General features: G+C 52.1%; 18 protein-coding genes and 1 pseudogene. 14 read left to right on the top strand and 5 right to left on the bottom strand.

Translation table 11 applies throughout. The features are described from left to right. The first annotated feature begins 352 nt into the window (after positions 1-352). Positions 353-1,189: an AraC family transcriptional regulator gene (locus SNR34_RS30370; RefSeq protein WP_236413528.1), complete on the top strand. Its 837-nt coding sequence runs from the start codon at positions 353-355 to the stop codon at positions 1,187-1,189. 25 nt (positions 1,190-1,214) lie between these two features. Here SNR34_RS30370 and SNR34_RS30365 read toward each other — a convergent pair whose 3' ends face one another. Both SNR34_RS30365 and SNR34_RS30360 read right to left on the bottom strand, forming a co-directional pair. Next, complete coding sequence (locus SNR34_RS30365; protein WP_486180856.1) at positions 1,215-4,325, bottom strand: hybrid sensor histidine kinase/response regulator; 3,111 nt, start codon at positions 4,323-4,325, stop codon at positions 1,215-1,217. Positions 4,326-4,428: 103 nt separating this feature from the next. After that, complete coding sequence (locus SNR34_RS30360) at positions 4,429-5,472, bottom strand: hypothetical protein (RefSeq protein WP_486182535.1); 1,044 nt, start codon at positions 5,470-5,472, stop codon at positions 4,429-4,431. Positions 5,473-5,860: 388 nt separating this feature from the next. On the opposite strand from SNR34_RS30360, the gene SNR34_RS30355 reads away from it, so the two are divergent. The 6 genes and pseudogenes from SNR34_RS30355 to SNR34_RS30330 all read left to right on the top strand — a co-directional run bounded on the left by SNR34_RS30355 (position 5,861) and on the right by SNR34_RS30330 (position 11,615). Further along, positions 5,861-7,978 (top strand): TerD family protein, encoded by a 2,118-nt coding sequence (locus SNR34_RS30355; RefSeq protein ID WP_486180855.1) that lies wholly within the window; start codon positions 5,861-5,863, stop codon positions 7,976-7,978. Between the two features lie 222 nt (positions 7,979-8,200). Continuing rightward, positions 8,201-9,076 carry an AraC family transcriptional regulator gene (locus SNR34_RS30350; RefSeq protein ID WP_486180854.1) on the top strand — a complete coding sequence of 292 codons (876 nt, stop codon included), beginning with the start codon at positions 8,201-8,203 and terminating at the stop codon, positions 9,074-9,076. 66 nt (positions 9,077-9,142) lie between these two features. After that, positions 9,143-9,394: pseudogene (locus tag SNR34_RS30345) on the top strand (HAD hydrolase-like protein); the annotation flags it as partial. 271 nt (positions 9,395-9,665) lie between these two features. Further along, the gene (locus SNR34_RS30340) at positions 9,666-10,244 is read left to right on the top strand and encodes a TetR/AcrR family transcriptional regulator (RefSeq protein ID WP_236413521.1); all 579 of its coding nucleotides are present in this window, start codon (positions 9,666-9,668) and stop codon (positions 10,242-10,244) included. Positions 10,245-10,312: 68 nt separating this feature from the next. After that, positions 10,313-10,873 (top strand): NAD(P)H-dependent oxidoreductase, encoded by a 561-nt coding sequence (locus SNR34_RS30335; protein WP_236413520.1) that lies wholly within the window; start codon positions 10,313-10,315, stop codon positions 10,871-10,873. A 31-nt stretch (positions 10,874-10,904) separates the two neighbouring features. Then, entirely contained in the window at positions 10,905-11,615 is a 711-nt protein-coding gene (locus tag SNR34_RS30330; protein ID WP_486180853.1) for an SDR family oxidoreductase, read from the top strand. A 184-nt stretch (positions 11,616-11,799) separates the two neighbouring features. Here SNR34_RS30330 and SNR34_RS30325 read toward each other — a convergent pair whose 3' ends face one another. Continuing rightward, entirely contained in the window at positions 11,800-13,167 is a 1,368-nt protein-coding gene (locus tag SNR34_RS30325; protein ID WP_486180852.1) for a DUF2252 domain-containing protein, read from the bottom strand. A gap of 307 nt (positions 13,168-13,474) precedes the next feature. On the opposite strand from SNR34_RS30325, the gene SNR34_RS30320 reads away from it, so the two are divergent. The 4 genes from SNR34_RS30320 (at position 13,475) to SNR34_RS30305 (ending at position 17,544) form a co-directional block, all read left to right on the top strand. Then, positions 13,475-14,788 carry an ATP-binding protein gene (locus SNR34_RS30320; RefSeq protein ID WP_343261326.1) on the top strand — a complete coding sequence of 438 codons (1,314 nt, stop codon included), beginning with the start codon at positions 13,475-13,477 and terminating at the stop codon, positions 14,786-14,788. 206 nt (positions 14,789-14,994) lie between these two features. Then, positions 14,995-15,492, top strand: coding sequence for an SRPBCC family protein (locus SNR34_RS30315; protein ID WP_486180851.1), 498 nt, complete (start codon positions 14,995-14,997; stop codon positions 15,490-15,492). A gap of 53 nt (positions 15,493-15,545) precedes the next feature. Next, positions 15,546-16,667: an SGNH/GDSL hydrolase family protein gene (locus tag SNR34_RS30310; RefSeq protein WP_486180850.1), complete on the top strand. Its 1,122-nt coding sequence runs from the start codon at positions 15,546-15,548 to the stop codon at positions 16,665-16,667. Between the two features lie 34 nt (positions 16,668-16,701). Continuing rightward, entirely contained in the window at positions 16,702-17,544 is an 843-nt protein-coding gene (locus tag SNR34_RS30305; protein ID WP_343261323.1) for a TolB-like translocation protein, read from the top strand. Positions 17,545-17,623: 79 nt separating this feature from the next. On the opposite strand, the gene SNR34_RS30300 is transcribed toward SNR34_RS30305, so the two are convergent. Beyond that, positions 17,624-18,166: a dihydrofolate reductase family protein gene (locus SNR34_RS30300; RefSeq protein ID WP_486182534.1), complete on the bottom strand. Its 543-nt coding sequence runs from the start codon at positions 18,164-18,166 to the stop codon at positions 17,624-17,626. A 70-nt stretch (positions 18,167-18,236) separates the two neighbouring features. On the opposite strand from SNR34_RS30300, the gene SNR34_RS30295 reads away from it, so the two are divergent. The 3 genes from SNR34_RS30295 (at position 18,237) to SNR34_RS30285 (ending at position 19,956) form a co-directional block, all read left to right on the top strand. Further along, the gene (locus tag SNR34_RS30295; RefSeq protein ID WP_486180849.1) at positions 18,237-19,139 is read left to right on the top strand and encodes a helix-turn-helix transcriptional regulator; all 903 of its coding nucleotides are present in this window, start codon (positions 18,237-18,239) and stop codon (positions 19,137-19,139) included. Between the two features lie 196 nt (positions 19,140-19,335). After that, positions 19,336-19,599 (top strand): CD3324 family protein, encoded by a 264-nt coding sequence (locus SNR34_RS30290; protein WP_339278503.1) that lies wholly within the window; start codon positions 19,336-19,338, stop codon positions 19,597-19,599. 69 nt (positions 19,600-19,668) lie between these two features. Next, positions 19,669-19,956: a hypothetical protein gene (locus tag SNR34_RS30285; RefSeq protein WP_339275278.1), complete on the top strand. Its 288-nt coding sequence runs from the start codon at positions 19,669-19,671 to the stop codon at positions 19,954-19,956. Between the two features lie 97 nt (positions 19,957-20,053). Here the strand turns inward: SNR34_RS30285 and SNR34_RS30280 are convergent, their stop codons facing one another. Further along, positions 20,054-20,926 (bottom strand): GNAT family N-acetyltransferase, encoded by an 873-nt coding sequence (locus SNR34_RS30280; protein WP_486180848.1) that lies wholly within the window; start codon positions 20,924-20,926, stop codon positions 20,054-20,056. Positions 20,927-21,048: the final 122 nt, after the last annotated feature.

The raw sequence follows: 21,048 nt of genomic DNA, 5'->3' as shown, positions 1-21,048 counted from the left end.
CTTTTTTTATATAAACCGCACTAATCATTCACACTAAGGCACTGCGAGTGCAGTACCATCTTCCGATCGCTGTTATCCCCAGATTTTTTCGATTCCCTTGTTCAATGGGAAAATCCGGTGATAGGCCTATGCTTCCGATGCAGCTTTCTTTCAGAAAGCTTTTAGACGAACGCTTCGCTTCTCCAGATTGGTTCTGCCTCTCCGTTAACGTGTGTTTGTTTTATGCGGTTTATATAGATAACTTCTGCGTTTGTCAGAGGCTGTGTGGTACACTCATTATAAATTGACCCTTACGCAGACGTATTGTAAAAACGCGACAGAAACTTGTCCCTATTACTGAAGGATCACAATCTTGACGGAACGGAGCGAAGAAAGCATGGGCATTTCGAAATCCCGCCCGAGTATGGGCGTTCTTGGACTTTACGGAGCCGGGGGCAAATTCCGTTTGGATCGTTATCCCGCTACGGGACCGATATCCCCATTCATCAAGCATTACTGGATCGTCGAATGGAACTTGGAGGGGGAGCAGCCTCACCTTCAAGATGTTGTCCCCAACCCTTGCGCCAACCTGGTGGTGGAAAAAGGGAAAACGTGTTTCTATGGGCCGGCAAAGGAGCGATACACCCAGCGTTTGGAAGGGAGAGGAGTCGTTTTTGGTGCCAAATTCAGACCGGGAGGGCTTTACCCGTATATAAAAAGGGAGATGTCGGAATGTATCGTTAAACCCATCGACGTGGTTGCTGTACTGGGAATCCAGGGTTCTGAATTGGAAGAGAGGGTACTGGCACAGTCCAATGATGCGGGGATGGTCAAGGTGTTGGATGACTGTTTCGCAGCCAAAGTGCCGCGGTATGACGAGAACATTACGCTTGTTAACCAGATCATCGACCATATGGAAGGAAACCGGGAGATCACGAAAGTGGAGCAGCTGGGGCAGTGCTTTGATATCAGCCTCCGGCAATTGCAGCGCCTATTCTCGAAATACGTTGGCGTTAACCCGAAGTCGGTGATTCGGCTGTTTCGGTTGCAGAACGCAGCGGAGGCGATGGACCTTGGACAGGTCACCGACCTCGCGCGTTTATCCGTGGAGCTGGGGTATCATGATCAGGCGCATTTCAGCAAAGATTTCAAGACTGTGATCGGCAAAACGCCTGAGCGGTATTTATTGGAGCAGACATTGAGGCTTTAAAATGATCTGAAGTTGAGAGCACATCTCAACCATTCGTAATGATGAAGGAAACTTTCGTACCTTTCCCTGGTTTGCTGACGATATGAAGCCCTTGACCATAAATCTGGTTGAGCCTTCGATTCGTGTTGGTTAATCCAATCCCGCCCGGTTGCCCGGTTCTTGGCTTGGGCCAAGTAAGTGCTTGTGCAATCCGGGACTCGTCCATGCCTGCGCCGTCATCTTGGATTTCAATGAGAATTCCGTCCTTTTGCTCCTCCATTTGAATGCGAAGCGTCCCGCCTTCTGCTTGGCTAAGAACGCCGTGTCTCACCGCATTTTCAACGAGGGGTTGGATCGTTAACGGGGGCAGGAGCACGTCAATGGTATCCGGTATGTCCCATACGATGTTGAGTCTGTCAGGGAAGCGCTCCTTCTCGATGTACAGGTAGGCCCGGACAAGTTCCAGTTCATGCTGGATATGAACCAGGTTTTCGGCATTCAGGAAGTCAAAGCTCGTCTGCAAATATGAAATAAAAGCATCGCCAAGCTTCTGCATCCGTTCCGTATCCAGGTCGCTCAGCGCCATGATGGAATTCAGCGTATTGAACAGGAAGTGGGGCTGGATTTGGGCTTGCAAATACGCGGCCTCCATCCGGAACCTTTCATCGACGGACTGTTTCAAATCGACCAGCGATCGGATACGATGTTTCAGCTCCATGGCATCTACCGGCTTGGTCACGTAATCGGTAGCTCCTGCCAGAAAGCCTGCATAAATATCGGCTGGTTCGTTTCGGGCCGTTAACAGCAGAATTGGAAGCTCTGAAGCCGAGAATCGTCCCCTCAGCTTCTCCGTCAGTTCATAACCCGACATTTGCGGCATCATAACGTCGGCAATGACCAAATCCCAATGTTTTCCCTCTAACCATTCGAGGGCCTGCCGCGCAGAGGCCGCAGGCTGGATCAGATAAGACTCGCTCGATAACATGGATACGAGCACACGCAGATTGACGGGGTCATCGTCGACGACGAGAATTCGAGCTGCCGCCCTTTCATGGGATTCTGCGTTGAAAGGGTGGGGCCGGGGAAATGTGTTTTCATCATCCAAACGATTACTGGTCTCCGTGGGTTCATGGCGGATTGGCGTTTGCCGTTGTCCCGGTGGAATAATCTGAGCAGCCGGTTGCCCCAATGGGAGATGTACGACGAAGGTAGAACCTTGTCCAAGAACGGAATGTACCGCAATGCTCCCTCCGTGCAGCTCAACGAGTTGTTTGCAAATGCTCAACCCTAATCCAAGTCCTCCGCTCAGGCGGGCACTGGAAGTCCCTTGTTCATAAGCGTCGAATATCCTGTTTTGCATCTCTTCGCTCATGCCGATGCCCGTATCGGAGACCCGCATGGTTGCATGTACTCCCATCGTTGCTTCGACGGCAACGGTAATCGTCCCTTCATCGGTGAATTTGAGGGCATTGTGCAGCAGGTTGTACAGGATTTGAACCAGTCTTCTTTCGTCTGCCTGAATAAGCGGCAGCGTATCCGGAATTTCCATGACGATGTTGACTGGCTTGCCCTCAGCCATATATCGGAACATGCTGACCACGCCCGAAACGACTGAGGCAAGGGACACGTCTTTATACTGCAGCTCGATGCGTTTCTCCCTGAGCCGAATAACGTCAAGCAAATCGTCGACCAGCTGCGACATCCGTCGGCCAATCGTAATCAACAATTTCATGTCTTCCGAATGCGCTTTTCCGGTACGGCGCCTCTCCTCCCCGGCAATGCTTTCGGCAATGTTGATCATGCCGTGCAGCGGCGTGCGGAGCTCGTGGGCCGTGTTGGCCAAAAACTGATCTTTTTGCGCGTCTTCTTCTTTGAGCTGGTCATATAAATGTTGGATTTTCGACGCGTTTCGGAAATACTTCTTGAACCAGTACGCGGAAAAGCCGAATATGGCTGCCATGACGTCGATGGGATAGTAGACGTTGGTAATTTCGTTATGCGAATTAACCATTCCCCATAACACGCTGGACAGACTGCTTGTCGCTGCAAAGAGAAGGAATGTCGCGTCATCCCGTTTGTCGGCAGCCATTTTCATGAACAGAACGACCGACCATGCGATCGGGAACAGGTATAGCACATCGGATATTCCGGTTTCGAGCCAGAAATAGATGCTGCGCACCGGAGCAACCAGCAAAAATGCACAATGGGTTCCAAGCAATCCAGCATACATGCGAAATATCGAAATGGCTTTGGAGCTATTGGAAAAGCTTCTGGCCAGCAGCAGCATGAAAAACGAAAACAACGGATAGGAAAGCGCCTTGGCCTTGACCATCCAAGTAAAATTAAGCGGCAGCCAGCTCAGCAATAAGCCGTCATGGTCGGATACGACAGTAAGCGCCGCTGAAAAGGTCAATAGGGAAAATGTCAGCAATGCGCGTTGTTTGCGATTGAAAAAAAACATGGCAAGGGCATACAAGCTATGCAAGAGCAAAATGGCAAACGTGATTTTCTGCAAATCGACCGAGAGACCGTGATCGCGGGCAATAGCCTCCGGGGTGCCGAAATAGAGCGAGCGCGTTAAACCGCCGCTATACGGATCATCGAAGTTCGCCGCTTGCACGAGAAGCTCAAGCTCCGTGGCTCCGTTCGTGGCGTAAGTTGCCGTGAAGGCTGTTCTTTCGGGTTTGTAGTCCTGCTCGCGGACGGCAGGACGGCCGAATCCGGCGATGGTATTCCCGTTGATTTCCACGATGGAGGAGGCCTGGATTTTTTGGGCCCAGAGGGCGACGTCCTTCACCGAAGAGTCGATAAGGATGCGCAGCCGATACGTTCCATACCCGAACGACGAAGATGAGGTGGACATCTCGCTCTGCCAATCGCCGGGCACGGTAATCGATCGGGGTGGATTGGGGGACGAGAGTAATTTCTGGAGGGAAAACAGGGCGTTCGGGTAAAACATCCACTCCCCGTCCAACGAAACAGGCGATGCGGATGATAGATCCCAGCCGCGCAAATCCAGGGTGCCATTCACCGGCTGCGGCGATGGCGGCATGGTGAAGCCTTCCGACCAAACGAAGCGGGATCCAAGCAAAAGGGTTAGAAACAGGATGGACAAGACTACATATCTAGGGATGGGCATACGTTTTAATGGTTTCATAGTACACATGCTTTTCGACATAATAAGCCAAAATCCTGCATATAAAGAGCCATCCTTTCAAACGTCTTTTGGAGGGAATGCGCTTTAAGGAATAAGGACGGACTCACAAATAAATCCGGCGCGCCTGCTCCTCGAACAATGCAGTGACCTCCGGGTAGAAGGCAAGATCAATCCGGAGCTGCCGCATGATTTTTTGAATCAAAATCGCGTCCGTGAACATATGGTTGATGATCGTTTTGCCCCACAGCGGGTCATCCTTGAAGTACTTCACCAGATCACGAATGGCATCGAAGTTAAAAAAGAGGATGTACGAAACATAGTTTTGCAACAGGATGCGGAAACAGTGTTCGGAATAGGGAGTTGAAGCGCCGGGGTTGTTCTCCATAAAATCACGCATCACCGCAAACAACTCGGCGTTGTTCTCCGAATGCATGCGCAGCATTTCATCGACGTCGTTGATGAGGCGCAATATGGGCTCGATTCCCTCTTCCGGCGGCATGGTCAGCTTGGGCGCATGGCCTTCAATGGATCGCAGCAATTCCAGCGTGAGTTGTTTGCACGCCTTGATGTTGGACGGGAGAATGGACAGCCGGTCTTCGAAATCCGCAAAGTTGTGGATGCAATGGTCATGGAATGCGGAAATATACCGTTCTACCTCGATATTAGTCTTGTTATGGACGAGTGTATGCCCCTTGAACGAAAAGGCGTATAACGTCTCCTCGTTTACGGGATGGGCGTAGAGATAGAAAAAGAAGAAAAATTCCCTTAACTGTCCTTTTTGCTCATCGCTGAGTCTGCTTATGCCCGTCAATGGGTTGAGTTGAAAGAAAGCATAGTTTTTCATAAAGTCGTTCATGGCATTGTACGGATTCAGGCTGGCGATCGACGTTGTGGCGTTGATGGTGTACAGCAGATAATACAGAATCAGCTCCTCATAAACGTCCAGTTGCGCAAATTGCTCATGAAGCATGGGCTTCCAATCCGGGTTTGCAACGTAATTCGGATCTCTTGGCTGCAGCTCCGACAGCCACTCTGCAAACGTTTCTTCCGGGTGATCGGTGAAAAACAGTTCCGCCCCGCCGTCTTCGCATAAAGCGTACTCGAATGGTCGGGTTTCCAGTAACGGCAGCGCCCGGTTGTATTTCATATTCAAATAACTATGATACAGATGTTGTATATGCATCGATTCTTATCCTCGATTCTTACCAGATTCATTGGAAATCACATCTAAAAGTGTACATGAATCCCTCATCGTCATCAAACCATGAGCGTCCATTTCGAGTCGTAATACTTTTGCCCTGTTGGGAATTGCAGGAATATGGGAAGATGGGTTCATCAAAGGTTCGGACCACGAGCTTCGGGTCTTTGGTCTTCAGGCTATTGCGATCCTTCCTTCTACATCATTGGAGATTTAGGGTTGCAGGTCTCCTGAAGATTCTGTTTCAGAGAGGAGGCGTCCAGGCTATCATGTTCCTTCCTTCTAACCCAAAACCTTTATGTTTGATAGGGACATGGCTTTCCTGGACTCTTTTATCATGATGAATACCATTTATGTAAGAAGAGCGAAAAAACTTATTGTAGAACCATATATAGAACAAACGAACAAGGAGAACCGGGTAGCAAACGACATGCTGGCCACTGCCCTGAAAAATATCGAGTCGCTTGGTTTCACCTTCTCGGATCGGTTAATCCAGGCTGTTCGCCAGCTTTCCCAGGATCAATTCGAAGCATTGGTTAAGCAGCTTGTCGTCGATTTGGAGCTTATGGTCGGAGCGCATGTGAAGTACAAACCGATGTATGCCGGATTTCCGGCACAAGTCATGGAGGCGGACGAAGCCGAGTTATACCTGAATGCCATCCTTCATTATCTGACGAATATCCTGCCGGAACAGAAGGTGTCAAAACGAGAGCCGCTGCCATTGTTGGAACGTGTGGACTTGAAAGTCATCGACCTGGGAAGCGAGCATCATTTCATTGGCCTGATCCGCCAGTTGATCGAAGCAAAGGGCTCCATCTCGGAAACGGACAAAAAAGACATTGATGCGGTGCTGGAGCAAGCCGGTCCCGAACAGCTGCAGGCGTTATTGCCTGACGAAATCCCGTTCAAGGAAAACGCCGGATTCGTCGTAGCAGCATTATTGAGACACGAAAAGGCAAGCATGGACCTCGTCGGGGGTTATTTCAAAACAGCCACGGATGTTCTGCGATTGGCCGTTGCTTGGTCGGATGGCGACGTGAGCCTTGCCTCGGCTTCGCGCTTTCGCAAATTCAAACGCCGTGAGCGGCGCTTTTTGCTTGGATTGCTGGAGCAATGCGGTTCAATGACCGAGGATATGCTTCGTTATAAAGAACGCTGGATTCGCCTCGGCGAGATTTTGCATCCTTCCGAGTATAGGCATCGTTATCCGCGCTGTCAGGAGGCTTTTGACGTCCTGCGGAACGATAAACCTTTCACCACGTTTAACGGTAGTGTGGAGTTGGCGTTCCAGTATGAAAATGTGTGGAGCCTGATCGACCTGCTGTCGCAGCGCCCTGGCGAATTTGCGAGAAGACTGGATCAGCTGTTGCGGTTAACCGAAGACAAGGTGTATGTGCTGCTGGCGTTTGGTGAAGTCGTGCATCAGGTATCGACACCTGTATTGCTGCAGGTGAAGGAGCATTTTGCGCGCAGGAATGAACCGCAGGATTTACGAGTGTTTTTCCCGAAAGGCAATGTCGCCAAAGCGTTTGCCATTCCGGATGAGCTGCCTGTCATCGATGAGGAGACCTGCCGGGACGTGGTCGAGTTGTGCGAGCAGGCACTGATCAGGCGATTCACTGACCTGCCTGCGCTTGGGAAGACGTATGTTGATCCGCGTCTGAATGATTATGTTGTGCCATTTTCTCAAAGATCCGCAAGCAAGGCACTGCACACAGTCGTACGCGGGTCTCGGATGCCGATGGCTGAGGGGGACACCATCCGTTTTTTCAGCTGGTGGAAAGAAGGCAAGGTCAATGGACAGGACACCGGACGTGTCGATATTGACCTGTCTGCGGTAATGTATGACGACCAGTGGAACTACGTCGAGCATATTTCATATACGAACCTGCGCTCCTCCAAGTACAAGGCGGTCCACAGCGGCGATATCGTGACTGCGCCACAAGGCGCGTGCGAGTTCATCGATCTGCATATTCCTTCGATCGTCCAGTATGGCGGGCGTTATGTCGTGGCGAGTTTGCTCTCGTACACCAGCCATCCGTATTGCGACCTGCCGGAGTGCTTCGTGGGCTGGATGATGCGCAAAAAGCCGGGTTCCGGCGAGGCGTTTGAGCCGAAGACGGTATCGAACAAAATCGACGTCGCAGCCGACACCCAGATTGCGATCCCCGTCATTCTCGATCTGGTAGAGCGAACGGTCATTTGGACCGATCTGGCGCTGACGAGCCAACCCCAGTATTCCAACAACGTCGAAGGCAACCAGAAAGGTATGGTGCTGATCGGCAAAGCGATGACGTCACTGCGTAAGCCGGACCTGTACCAGCTGTTCATGATGCATGCCAAGGCCCGGGGTGAACTGGTGGATGCAGCGGATCAGGCCGATACCGTCTATGCGGTGGATCAAGGAATCACACCATTTGAAATTGAGCGGATCATGGCAGAGTATTTGATATGAAATTGCGAGAGATTTGAGATTTGTCAAAAATCATTGCGAAGGCAAAACAGGCATTCGGGCGTTGCTGCAAGGCTGCTCTTTTGCCTGTCTTTCTGTATCCGCCTGGTTTATTCATACCGTTTGAGTCGGCAACAAAAGCGGTGCAGCCTGCAAAATGGTGCAGGGAATGTCGGGTCGGCAGCGAATGGCTTTGTTATGCTGAATGTACGGGGAGGTGAGGGCATGGATATGCTGGCTCGATTAAACGAAGCTTTGAAGTACGTGGAAAAGAATCTGGACAGCACGCTGGATATGAAAGAGGTGGCTCGGATTGCCTGCTGTTCCGAATACCATTTCACGCGCATGTTTTCCTTTCTCAGCGGAATGACGTTATCCGAATATATCCGGCGCCGGCGGTTGACGCTGGCTGCATTCGATCTAAGCCGGGACGGCAGCAAAGTTATTGACGTTGCGATCAAATACGGATACGCTTCGCCGGATTCGTTTGCGAGAGCTTTTCAGGCCGTGCATGGGGTTACGCCCTCCGAGGCTAGGGGCCGTGGTTCATCGCTCAAAGCCTTCCCGCGGATGACATTTCAATTGACCATTCAGGGAGGCGGAGAAATGAATTACCGTGTGGAGCAAAAGGAAGCATTTCGCATCGTGGGCATCAGCAAAAGGGTACCTATCGTGTTTCATGGAGTGAACCCGGATATCGCTGCAATGTACCAGAGCTTGACGCCGGAGCTGATCAGCACGATCAAGGGATTGTCCAATATTGAACCTTCAGGCATCATCAGTGCTTCTTCTCACTTTGGTGAGGGAAGGATGGAGGAGAAGGGCGAGCTGGATCATTTCATAGGAGCGGCCACGACGTTGGAAGCTCCGGAGGGTTTGGCAGCATTGGAGGTGCCGGCTTCAACGTGGGCGGTGTTTACTGCCGTTGGTCCTTTTCCCGATACGCTTCAGGAGGTATGGGGGCGAATCTTTGCGGAGTGGCTTCCTTCATCGAATTTTGAATTGGCGGAGGGACCGGAGATGCTGTGGAATGAACACCCGGATGTGACTTCGCCGCAATATCGAAGCGAGATTTGGATACCTGTACAGAAAAAGAATTAATCCGCGCCGCGGTAAAAACGCTCATTCCTTAGGAATGGGCGTTTCTTTTCATAAGCGGAACCGTAGGTTCTTTCCGAGAATAAGTCGGATCTGGTAGGCAGTATCTTGCGAAAATACGAGATCGATCAGGGGGCCGTAGTCGGCGACCGTTTATCGGATATCCGAGCCGCCAAAGACAACGGACTGACGGCCATTGGGTGCAGCTTCGACTTTGCCCAAGAAGACGAGTTGGCTCAAGCGGACATTGTGATCAATGACTTGCGGGAACTGCTCACCGTTTTGCCGAAGCTATATAAATTGCAAAAAAACACACGTTAACGGAGAGGCAGAACCAATCTGGAGAAGCGAAGCGTTCGCCTAAAAGCTTTCTGAAAGAAAGCTGCATCGGAAGCATAGCTTATCACCAGATTTTCCCCTTCGGAAGATGGTACTGCACTCGCAGTGGCCTTGTGTGATTAATTAGTGTGGCGTATATAGACGTAAAAGTCTGACACCAATGGCTAGAGTGCAATATTAGAACGATCAGTAAAAATAATTCTTTACTGGTCGTTCCCAATATGCTAAGATGAGATCACTGGAGGGAAATGAAATGGCCAGAAGCAAAGAGTTCGAAGAGCAAGCCGTATTGGATAAGGCCATGAAGCTTTTCTGGGAACAAGGGTACGAGAAAACGTCAATGAACGATCTCGTCGAACATATGGGCATTCACCGCAGGAGCCTATACGACACGTTTACGGACAAACACACGTTGTTCCTGAGAGCCATCGATCGATTCGACGAGCGTATTAGCGCCAGATTAACGGCTGGGGTAAAGCGGTCGAAGACGGCGAAGGAAGCGGTTCGGTTCGTGTTTGATTTCATGATTTACGGCGAAGAAGACGTCCCGCCCGGCTGCATGATCGTGAATTCTGCGGCAGAGCTGGCGATGCGGGATGGCGAAGTGGATGCCAAAGCCGTGTGCGCATTCGAAAAGTCGGAAGGGCTGCTCACCGAAATCGTATCATGGGGCCAGCAAAACGGCGAATTCACCACGGATTATGAAGCAAAGGAACTCGCTGAATCGTTGCACAATGCCATGACCGGCATTCGGGTGATGGTTCGGACCTCGGTTTCCAAGGAAAAGATTGAGCGGATTGCCAATCAGGCTATGCGAATTTTAGAGAAATAAGCAGAGACCAATTTTTTTTCGCCTAATTAGAATGATCGTTCCCAATAAAATGTGAAGGAGAGATAACCATGAACACCTTGATTGTCGTTGCCCATCCGAACTTACAGCATTCCCGCGTCAACCGCGCTTTGGTTGAAGCCATACAAAAAGAAACGGACATTGTCGTACACGATCTGTATGCAGCTTATCCCGATGGCAAGATTGATGTGGAACGTGAGCAGGAACTGCTGGACAGCCATGACCGGATCATTTTCCAATACCCGTTGTTTTGGTACAGCACGCCACCGTTGTTGAAGCAATGGTTCGACGAAGTGCTGGCATACGGGTGGGCTTTTGGCCCGGAGGGAGAACATTTGAAAGGCAAGGAAATCGGCATCGCCATCTCGACGGCGGGCACAGCGGCTTCATATCAGCCTGGAGGATACAATCTGTTCACCATTCGCGATATCGCGAAGCCGATGGAGGCGCTGGCCAACTATGTGAGCGCACATTATTTGCCGCCTTTTGCCGTGCATAATGCCAACCACATTTCAGACGAACAGATCGAGGAAAGCCAAATCGCCTATGCAAGCCATCTGAAGCATGTCCGTCATGTTCAAACAGGCGGTCTGATCACCATCAACAAATAAAACGTGGTTAACCATAGAGGAGGAGATTGAAATGGAAAATAAAATCGCATTAATTACCGGAGCGAATAAAGGCATCGGCTACGAGGTGGCCAGACAGTTGGGACAGCAAGGGATTACGGTACTGGTTGCGGCTCGAACCCAAGCGGCGGCGGACGAAACCGTAGCCAGGCTCCGGGAAGAAGGAATTGCGGCGAGCGGAGTAGAGCTTGAAGTCACCAATGCTGCCCATATCGAAGCGCTGGCTGAGCATATCGCAAGTACGTATGGCCGACTCGATATTTTGGTGAACAATGCAGGGGTATGGCTTGAAAATGCAGATTACGCAGGGGATGCGTTCCGGGATACATTTGAAGTCAACGCGTTCGCTCCCTATTACATTACGGAGGCCTTGCTCCCCTTGCTGCTCAAGAGCGAAGCGGGCAGAATCGTCAACCAGAGCAGTGCCATCGGCTCCATCCGCATGATGTCCACGGAAGCGCTTGTGCAGCGGATTGGCACGCCGGCCTATGCAGCGTCCAAAGCCGCGCTTAACATGCTGACTGCCTACTGGGCTCAGAAAACAGCAGAAACCAACGTGAAGGTCAACTCTGTACATCCGGGCCTCGTGAAAACGCAGATGGGCGGGAACAAAGCGGAATTGTCGCCAGAGGAAGGGGCGACAACGGCGGTTCGCCTCGCGACCTTGCCTGCGGACGGCCCTACCGGCGGATTCTACTATATGGATAACGAGCTTCCGTGGTGATAATTATGCTTTTGCAGTAAATGCACCCTCCCGTGCTGAATGGGGCTGACGTCCCGGTGCCCCGAATTGCCGAATTGACCTGCGGAGCCTTAGGAAATACGGGATGATCATGAAAAAACAGTGGTTGCCGGGGAGGCATAGCGCTTCCTACAGGCAACCACTGTTTTTTTGAAGATGACAGAACCTACATGTTAGGCACAAGCTTCTCCTCTTTGGCAATGCCGAACCGTTCCTCAATCCACTCGGTAAACAAGGCATAGTCCCGCTCCGCTTGATTCGCGTACAGATAGCTCCAGTCCGCGATATAGCGGGCAAAAGCATCTGTATCGCTTCCTATGGCGTGGGCGATTTCCTGCTCGCTATGGTAAGAAAGAATGCCGCTCGCGACATCGATGTCGGCGCGGGCGTGCATTTTGGCCGTTAATTTGCCCATAGCTCGAAGTACCTGGCGCATATCCTGAATGCTCTGGATGTTTTGCGGCTTGAGCCGTTTTTTGTAAGGCGAGCGTTCCCGGACATAGAAATCGCGGCCTTCGACAGTGAGATAGCCAAGATAAGCATCGGCCTGATGATGCATCGCCTGTTGGGTGGTAACCACACGTTTGCCCTGATGTCCGAAATGCGCCCAGAATGACTCGGAATAGGGCAGGAAATAGGCGGGAACCGGCACGCGAACCTCTTTGACCTCCAGAATCGTATCGTCCTCATCGTTATGGCCCTTCTCACCCTCGATCAGCAGATAATACCGATCAAGGCCGATGGAAGCCGTGCCTGAGCCGTGTTTGACCGCAACATCTTTAATGGCATAATGGCCATCGTCGGGATGCCGCTCCGCCACCGTATCCAGATAATCGGTCCAAGCTTGCTCCAACCGGCGTTGTTCCGATGCTTCCGGCACGACCAGCTCGGAATTTTCCAGGAATGCGCGGCCGTCCTGCATCTGTGCCGTAACCTTTTCGAGAAAATGGGCTTGCTTGCGTTTTTCTAATTTGCGCAGCAGCTTGCGTACAGGACCCTTCGCCGTCTGTACGTTCATCATAAAGGTGGCGGGGTCGTCCTTTCCGGCGGCAAAACGGCGAATCTGTTTCGCGTAGGCGCGGAGATAGGTTTGAATCAGTTCCTTTTGCTCCGCCTCGGCATAACCGAACTGCCTGCCTACGAGAGCCACGCTGCTGGACATGCGGAGCACGTCATACAGATAACTGCCCAGGTACCCTTCATCAAAGTCGTTGACGTCGTATACGATCTGCCTGCCTTGAATATGGAACGCGCCGAAGTTCTCGAAGTGCAGGTCGCCCTGAATCCAGGTTGGACGGTCCGCCCGCGTGTGATAGGGGAAATACTGCCGCGTGGCATCGAAATAGAACAGGTAGGCACTTCCCCGGAAAAAAGAAAACGGAGACAGCGACATTTTGCGGTACTTCTCCTCTCGTTTAAGAGAGTCCAGTTGCATTATGCTTTCGTCGAACTCGTTAAAAACCGAAACCAGCAAATCTTTCCGCAGCTTGCTGCGCGTGCGCATAACGCCTTCTGTAATCGATTCATGCACCATCTTCATCTCTCCCTTATGTAACTGGACATGTTAAGCCGAGAATCTGAACTGAACTTTCTACCTTCATCATACACGCTCTTTTGGACCTGGGAAATCGGAAGGCAAACCAGATATTGAGAAATATTGGACAAAAGAAGCCCGATTCCTGTGCAGCATAACAAGGTTTTCGGAAAATTTCTAACGATTACACGATGCGCGGCACTTATTTTTTGCTTGATCATGCTAAGACTGCTGTATATTAGATGGTGTAATCTCATAGTCGCTGCGTTAAACAGCGGCGCGGAACAAGAAATCGTCGGAGGATCTTATGCGCAATTGGTTCAGAAACGAAAATGTGCAGATGAGCGCGGTAGCCTTGGCTACGGCAGTCGGCGCACAATTCAGAATTTACCCTTTTCGGGAAGATGTGTTTCGCATCGGTCTGGGCGTCAGCATTTTTTTGCTGCTGCTGATGATTCTGCCCAATCTGCCTTACCTGAAGACCGGAATCATGACGGGGGCTGCCAGCTTTGCATTCCAGACGGGCGATTGGCTGCTCCAGAAGCATGACTGGTCCATTCTGGAAGGCGTGCTGAACAATATCGGGGCCGGCATGTATTACATCGTATTCGCGTGGATGCTGAGCAAGCTCAAGTATCGCTTTAACGAGCTGCAGCCGCTTCTGCTGGGAGGAATGATTGCCGTCATCGACTTTTCCTCCAACCTCGTGGAGCTTCTTTTTCGAGGTGTGCTGGTGGGATCGGATATATTTTCCATCCGCGGATGGCTGTATCTGCTTGTGGTAGCCTGCTTGCGAAGCTACTTCGTGATTGGTCTGTATAGCAGCATCACCGTACGACAGATGCGCCTTCTCCATGCGGAGCAGGAAAAGCGGATGGAGCAGATGCTCAGCGTGGACTCGGGCCTGTATGGTGAAGTGTTTTACCTTAAGAAGTCGATGAAAACGATCGAAAGCATCGCCGCAGACAGCTATGAGCTTTATCGCGATCTGCGTGAGCAGGGGCTGGGGCAGTACAGCCAGCGCATGCTGGGAATTGCTCAGCAGATTCATGAGGTCAAGAAGGATTCGCAACGCATACTGGCGGGGTTGTTGAAACTGTACGATAACGGGAAAGCCGTCCATATGAGCGTGTCGGAGGTTATTCATTTTGCGATAAGGGGAAACCGGAAATACGGCGAAATGTTGGGCAAACGGATTCAGATCCGCGTACAGCAGCAGATGGATTGCGAGACGGCCTATTACATACCGCTGCTGACGGTAGTGAACAATCTGTTGGCGAACGCCGTAGAGGCCGTCGACAAAAGCGGCACCATCGACATCCGCGTGCTGGAGCGGGGGGAGAACCTGCATGTCACCGTCATGGATTCCGGAAAGGGAATTCCCGCTGCCAAACGCGAAGTCATTTTCGAGCCGGGTTACACGACAAAGTTCAATGAGGCAGGCATTGCGGCCACCGGTATCGGTCTATCCCATGTGAGGGATATCGTGCAGTCCCTGGGTGGGAGCATCACGGTCAGCGACGGTGTGGAAGGGGAGCAGGGGGCCAAATTCGATGTATGCATACCGAAGGCGAAGCTGCTGAAGTCATCTGAGATGCACGATACGTTTGGTTCGGAGTAGATAGGGCAGGCAGGGCAGATCGCGGGGTGTCACGAGCTCCGGAAAGGCCGAAAGCGCTGTATTGCTTTTACGCCAGGGCTGTGCAACAATCAGGACAAACAAAATCCACCAATATATGGATGATATTGGCGGGTGGATGCATTCGCAAGTACGATTTCAACAAATGTTGAACATGCCATACGAATATACAAATAAGGAGGCCGATCATGATCGCGGAAGTGCAGCAAACTCCGGAGGGCGTGGTTGTTCGATTCGAACGTCTATGGAAGCATTCGGTGCAAAACGTTTGGTCGTATCTAACGGACAATGACAAACTAAAATGGTGGTTTCCCGAGTTGGAGGTCATGGAACTGGATGCCGGCGGTATCATCCGGTTTGACATGCAGGACGGCACGTTTGAGGAAATGAAGATTACGGAAGTCCAGGCGAACTCGGTGCTCGAATTTACATGGGGCGAGGATCTGGTGAGATTTGAACTATACCCTGAAACGGAAGGCTGCCGCCTCTTGCTGCTGGAATCGATCGGCCGTGTGACAAGCCATACGCCCAAAGATGTTGCAGGCTGGCATGTCTGCCTCCGCGTCATTGAAGAGCTTCTTGACGGGCGGACGGTAGGGTCCCGAACAGAGGAATGGCAGCACTGGTATGAAGAGTACAAGCTGCTTTTTCAGCGTTATATATCAACGAATGGCAACGAATCATAATATTTGTTGTTTACTAAGGTAGAGTAAATTCCCTATCGGCAGGAGGATTTAGCATGAAGGCCCATAAGCGTTTGCAGCATTTCGAGCTGAAGGAAGTGAAACATCTCAAAGTGCATGGCCGCACGACGGGAAATTTGTCGCCCTTGACCCTGTTCTGGACGGGAAGCGCACTGGAATTGAATGTGCAAGGAAGCGAGCTGTGGCTTGAGGTCGAGTCGCGTTATGAACTATACGAGTCCTGGATCAGCGTGCTGGTGAACGGTGTGCCGGTCAGCAGGCAGATGCTGGCTGAAGGTCGGAATTGGATCTGCCTCTTTCGGGGAATGAATCCGCTCAAAACGACAAACGTGCGGATCGTCAAGGAGGTGCAGGCCATGAGTGCCGATCCCGGCTGCGTACTGCAAATGCATGCCGTGCGAACGGATGGCGAATTTCTGCCGGTGCGCGAACGCCCGCGCAAGATCGAATTCATTGGAGACAGCATCACTTCCGGAGAGGGTGCCATCGGTGCCAGGCAGGAAGAAGACTGGATTCCGATGTGGTTCAGCGCAATACAAAATTACACGTTCCTGACCGCAGCTGCGCTGGATGCGGAGTATCGGGTCATTTCCCAGAGCGGGTGGGGCGTGATGACGAGTTGGGACAACAATCCGCACGGCAACATCCCGGATTACTATGAGCAAGTATGCGGCTTGCTCACAGGAGAGACCAACCGGGAACTGGGCGCAGCCAATCTTCACGATTTTTCGTCATGGCAGCCCGATGTCATTGTGGTCAACTTGGGCAGCAACGATGGCGGCGCATTTCGGACGCCGGCATGGAAAGACCCGGTGACCGGGCAGGTGCATAAGCAAAGATTGAATGACGACGGCACCTTTAACGAAGATGATCTGGCCGCGTTCGAACGGGCGGCTGAACGGTTTCTCGGCAAGCTGCGCGACAACAATGCCAAGGCCTGGATCGTATGGGCTTACGGCATGCTCGGCTCGCCGATGATGCCGGCGATTTACCGTGCTGTGGATCGTTATGTCCACCGGACGGGAGACCGCAAGGTATCCATTTTCCAGCTCCCCGACACGACGCAAGCAACGATGGGAGCCAGAAGCCATCCAGGGGAGTCGTCCCATCGCAGGGCGGCCGAAGCGTTAAGCGATTATCTCGAAGGCATCATCTAAACCTATAATTTCGGTAGAGAAAGGAAGTCGGCCAATGAAATACGTGGCGATCAGAAAGGCGTCGGTGCTGTTATTGTGCGGAGCTGTCGTTATGGCGGGGGTGTTGGGGACAATCCCCAATTCAACGTTAGCGGCATCGGCGCAAGGGCAGACGTCAAAGCAGGCTGTATCCCAGGTCAGCGCTGCTTCGTCAGTGGTGTACCAGAACGTAACTCAATATGCCAAAAAAACAGCACCCGGAAGCATCGTTTGGACAGGCAAAGGCTTGACCGTAACCGCGCATACCGTTGTAAAGGAAGATAAAGCGGACTTTGAACAGAACGTCATCGAATCCATCGTGATCCAGAAGGGCGCAGTGCGGCACGAGCTCGACACGGCCGATTACGACGATTCCTGGCTGGACCTTGCGAGCGTCGCCGAATCTCCTGCCACGGGATGGGTGGCCATTCAGGCAAGCCGCAGCGCCGGGGCATCATTGCTGCTGGTTAACCTGGACACGGGGGAAAGCGTCGTCTTGAACGATCGCCTGCAACAAGAGGTGAAGGGAACCCTCGAAACCATTACGGCATATCAATGGTCCCCGACGGGAGAGCAGATCGCCTTTTCCTATGGAGATCCGTCCAAAAGCACCCTTGCGATCTATGATGCCGCGAAAGACAGCGTACTTCGGCTGCCACGGACGACCAACTATATCAGCACAAGCCTGATTTTGTGGCATAAGAACGGGAAAGCCTTCGATTTTATTAGCGAGCACCCGTCTGACCGCTTCATTTTGTTCCGGTATGACGCTAAGAGCGAAAAGGTTAAACCTGTGCGCAAGCTGACCCGGAAACAGATGGGCGATTGGCTTAAGCTGGATAAATATCCGAGCCTTTGATCTGGCGCCCCCCGAGATCGATGGATTGGACGTAGCGCGGCACGGATGTATTCCCCAACGAAAAGGCGGGATTCCCCGCCTAGTTTGCCTTCGATTGATACCGGACCGATACGATCTGTCCCAACGTTTGCGTGCCGACCATCGTCCAGTCGTTGGGGAGGGTACCCACAGGGAACAAGGGGATGCCATTGCCCAAAATTTTCGGGATGATGGCAATTTCCATCTCGTCCAGCAGTCTTTTTTCCAATATCGTCTGTACGAGCTTTCCGCCCCCGACAATCCAGACATCGCCTTCGGAGATTTGCTGCAGCTTCGGGATGAGGGTCGCGACGTCTTCGTCCGTGAATTGCACATGCGGAGCGGGAGGCTGAGGCGTACGGGACAGGACATATGTCGGTTTACCCGCATAAGGGAATTCATCCGTAAGCGTGAGCACCTCTTCATAGGTGCTGCGCCCCATAACCACCGTTCCGATCCTGGCGTAAAAGGCCCCATAGCCGTTATCCCCGCCATCTCCTTCTACGTCGTGCAGCCAATCCACCGAACCGTCCGGTTTGGCGATGTATCCATCGAGACTTGCGGCAATGTACAGAATCGTTTTACGTTTTGGCATAGTATTGATCACTCCTTTCGATATAACACTATGGTAAACTATAATTACGACATAAGATGACGTAGTTAGGCGGGGTAAAATGAATAATCGGCAACTGGCCATCATGCGTCTGATGGATTCGCGCAAAAAGTTTACCGCCCGCGAACTCGCGGAGCGATTTCAAGTGTCCGTCCGGACGATTCAACGCGACCTGAACGATCTGCAGGAGCTGGGCTTTCCCCTGTACGCCGAGGTAGGCGTTCATGGCGGGTACCGGGTGCTCCCCAACCGCATTCTGCCCCCGCTGCAATTGACGCAAACCGAGGCGCTCGGGTTGTTCATGATGCTGGAGTATCTGGAACGGGTTCCGGACTTCCCTTATGGTTCCATTCGTGAGCATCTGGCCGAGCAATATTTCGGCAGTTTGCCCGAAGACGTGCAGGAACTGATCGCACGGATGAGGCGGCATATCACATTTATGCAGCGTCCCTCGGTTGCGCCCGAAGCGGTGACGACTGGCGTTTTGCAAGCGGCGGTGGAAAAGAGGGCCATTGCGTTTACCTATCACTCCCGGAACGGAGAGAAAACAGTCGAGGCGTACCCGCTCGGCATCTATTTCGATGACGGGTATTGGTATATGCCGGCCCGGCGACGCGAGCGGGTGCTGCTGTACCGAACGGATCGCATGAAGGCGCTCCGGGTGCTTGAGCAGATGGATGACACGGTTCCGCATTTGCAAGCATGGCTTCGAGCCGAAGATGGGCGTTCTGGCGAAGAGGTGGTGCTTCGTTTTACCGATTTCGGTCAACGCTTGGCCGGGTCCGATCCGTTGTTCCAAACCGTTGAAGGGAATACGTGGCGCGGACGGGTGCCGCATGAAGAGATGCCGTACACGGCTCGCAGGCTGCTATCCTACGGTCCTGAGGTAGAGGTCATTCGCCCGGATGGGCTGAAGGAAGCCGTCAAGGAACTGCTCGCGAGCAGTTTGAACCAATATCTGTAGAAGGGGGGGATACCATGGTAAAACCCATAAGAAGATTGGATCGCCGCTCCATGCAGAGTCCACAGGATGAACAGCGGCGGCTGTTTTGCATGGAGCTTAATAAACACCACCGCCAAGCCTGATTAGCGGCAAACGTTCATTTCAGGACTCTGCTTCCTTAAAACTTTATTTTAAGGAGTGGAGCGAATTGAAATACGTGAATGCACATACCGTACTGCCTGCGGAAATTGTGGAGCTGGTGCAGCAGCATTTTCCGGGCGGGTTGATCTATATTCCGAAACCGAAGGAAATGCATCGAAAATGGGGCGAGAACTCCGGCGCCAGGGCGTTGGTCCGACGACGAAACGAGCAGATTCGCGCCCAATTTGCGGACGGTGCAAGCATGGCCGACCTGGCCGGACAGTTTTGCCTTTCGGACGATAGCATCCGCAAAATCGTGTACGGCAAAAAGGAAACATGACCAAGCAATTCATGCTGTAAGCATAAACCGGCACGATCATTCCACCATAATGGCGATGAATACAGAACATTGCAGGATCAGTACGACGTTCAGAACGTGTGGTGGGAGAAAAAAGGTTGCCTTTATCCGCTTCTCATTACCGTAGATGATCTCCCTGCCAGATTTACTTTGATCGCCACCCCGCCGCATTGCTCCAAAGGTACGGATTACTTCGTTCATGAGTTTTTTGTATTGCGTCCATTCCGGGGATTGGGCATTGCGGAGCAGGCTGCGGCCATGAGCTTTGACCGTTTCCGCGGCAAATGGGAACTGTTCACGAATCCGGCGCCAAAGAACGTGGCAGCTCAGCGGTTTTGACGGAGAGAAGCTCGTCTTTCGTTTCGGGAAACTTCGGGTCGTTGTGAAAAAGGAGATGTCCTCCCTTAGCGGGGGAACATCTCCTTTCCGTGCCCGTTCAGATCGGGCCGATGAAATATTTATATTCCGTGGTCACGTCGAATCCGACGCTCCGGTACAAGCTTAGGGCACGTTCATTTTCCGTTACGACGGAAAGCCGAATGTCCGTATAACCTTGCTCCAGCAATCGGTGTACCATCAAAGTGAGCGCGGCGCGTCCCAGCTTCTCTCCCTGACGCGCAGGCAGGATGCAGAAGTTGTGAATGAACCCCGTCGAATCGTTGATGACGTTGACCCGGATCAGTCCTACGGGCTCATTTTCTTTGCGAATCACATACGTGGGCCGGCTCGGTTCATCGGTGTGCCTGAAATAGTCGCGCGTCCAATCTTCCGGATCGCCGAATGCAGCGGATGAACAGGCGATCATGAACTCCAGATCTTCCGGTTCTGCGGCAGTCAGAGCAAGTCCGGAAGAGAAAACCGTTTGACTTTGTTTTGCAGACGCATCATTCTGGAGCTTCATCGCATACTCCGAACGGTCATATGCAGCGCCAAACGCCTGAACGGCAGCCATTCCAGCCGGATGGCTTTGCGGCACGCGATAGCTTAGCCGGTGGATGCCGAGAGGCCGCATGTCCTCCCTCGCTCGTTCAAGCAAGCTATGGAAGACGCCTTGTCGTCGGTTTTGCGGATGAACCACAGCGTTGATGCATCCGACCGTGCCCTCTGAAAGATACCAGCTTAGAAGTCCGACCAATTGACCGTTGTGATAGCACAAAAGCCCATGGTCGCCGTCTTCTTTGGTCAGATGCTCCAGATCGGCCTTGAGGCAAGCGGAATCGAGCTGCTTGCACTGCTGCTCCAGCGCAGCGATATCGTTAATTTGGGCAGCATTGTCGTATTTCATGGGAATGACTTGATGATGAATCATGAGTTTGGCACCTTCGTTCATGAAGGAAACACGCAGTTTGTGGACCGGTAGGCGCTATCCTTCCAAAATGGGTCCAATCAGGTTCAGAAATGTTGTCATCTTATCTCCTCCAGAGCATTACA

The organism is Paenibacillus sp. XP01 (assembly GCF_057364885.1).
Note: the sequence above shows the minus strand (reverse complement) of the source record. Positions and strands in the feature narration are given on the sequence as shown.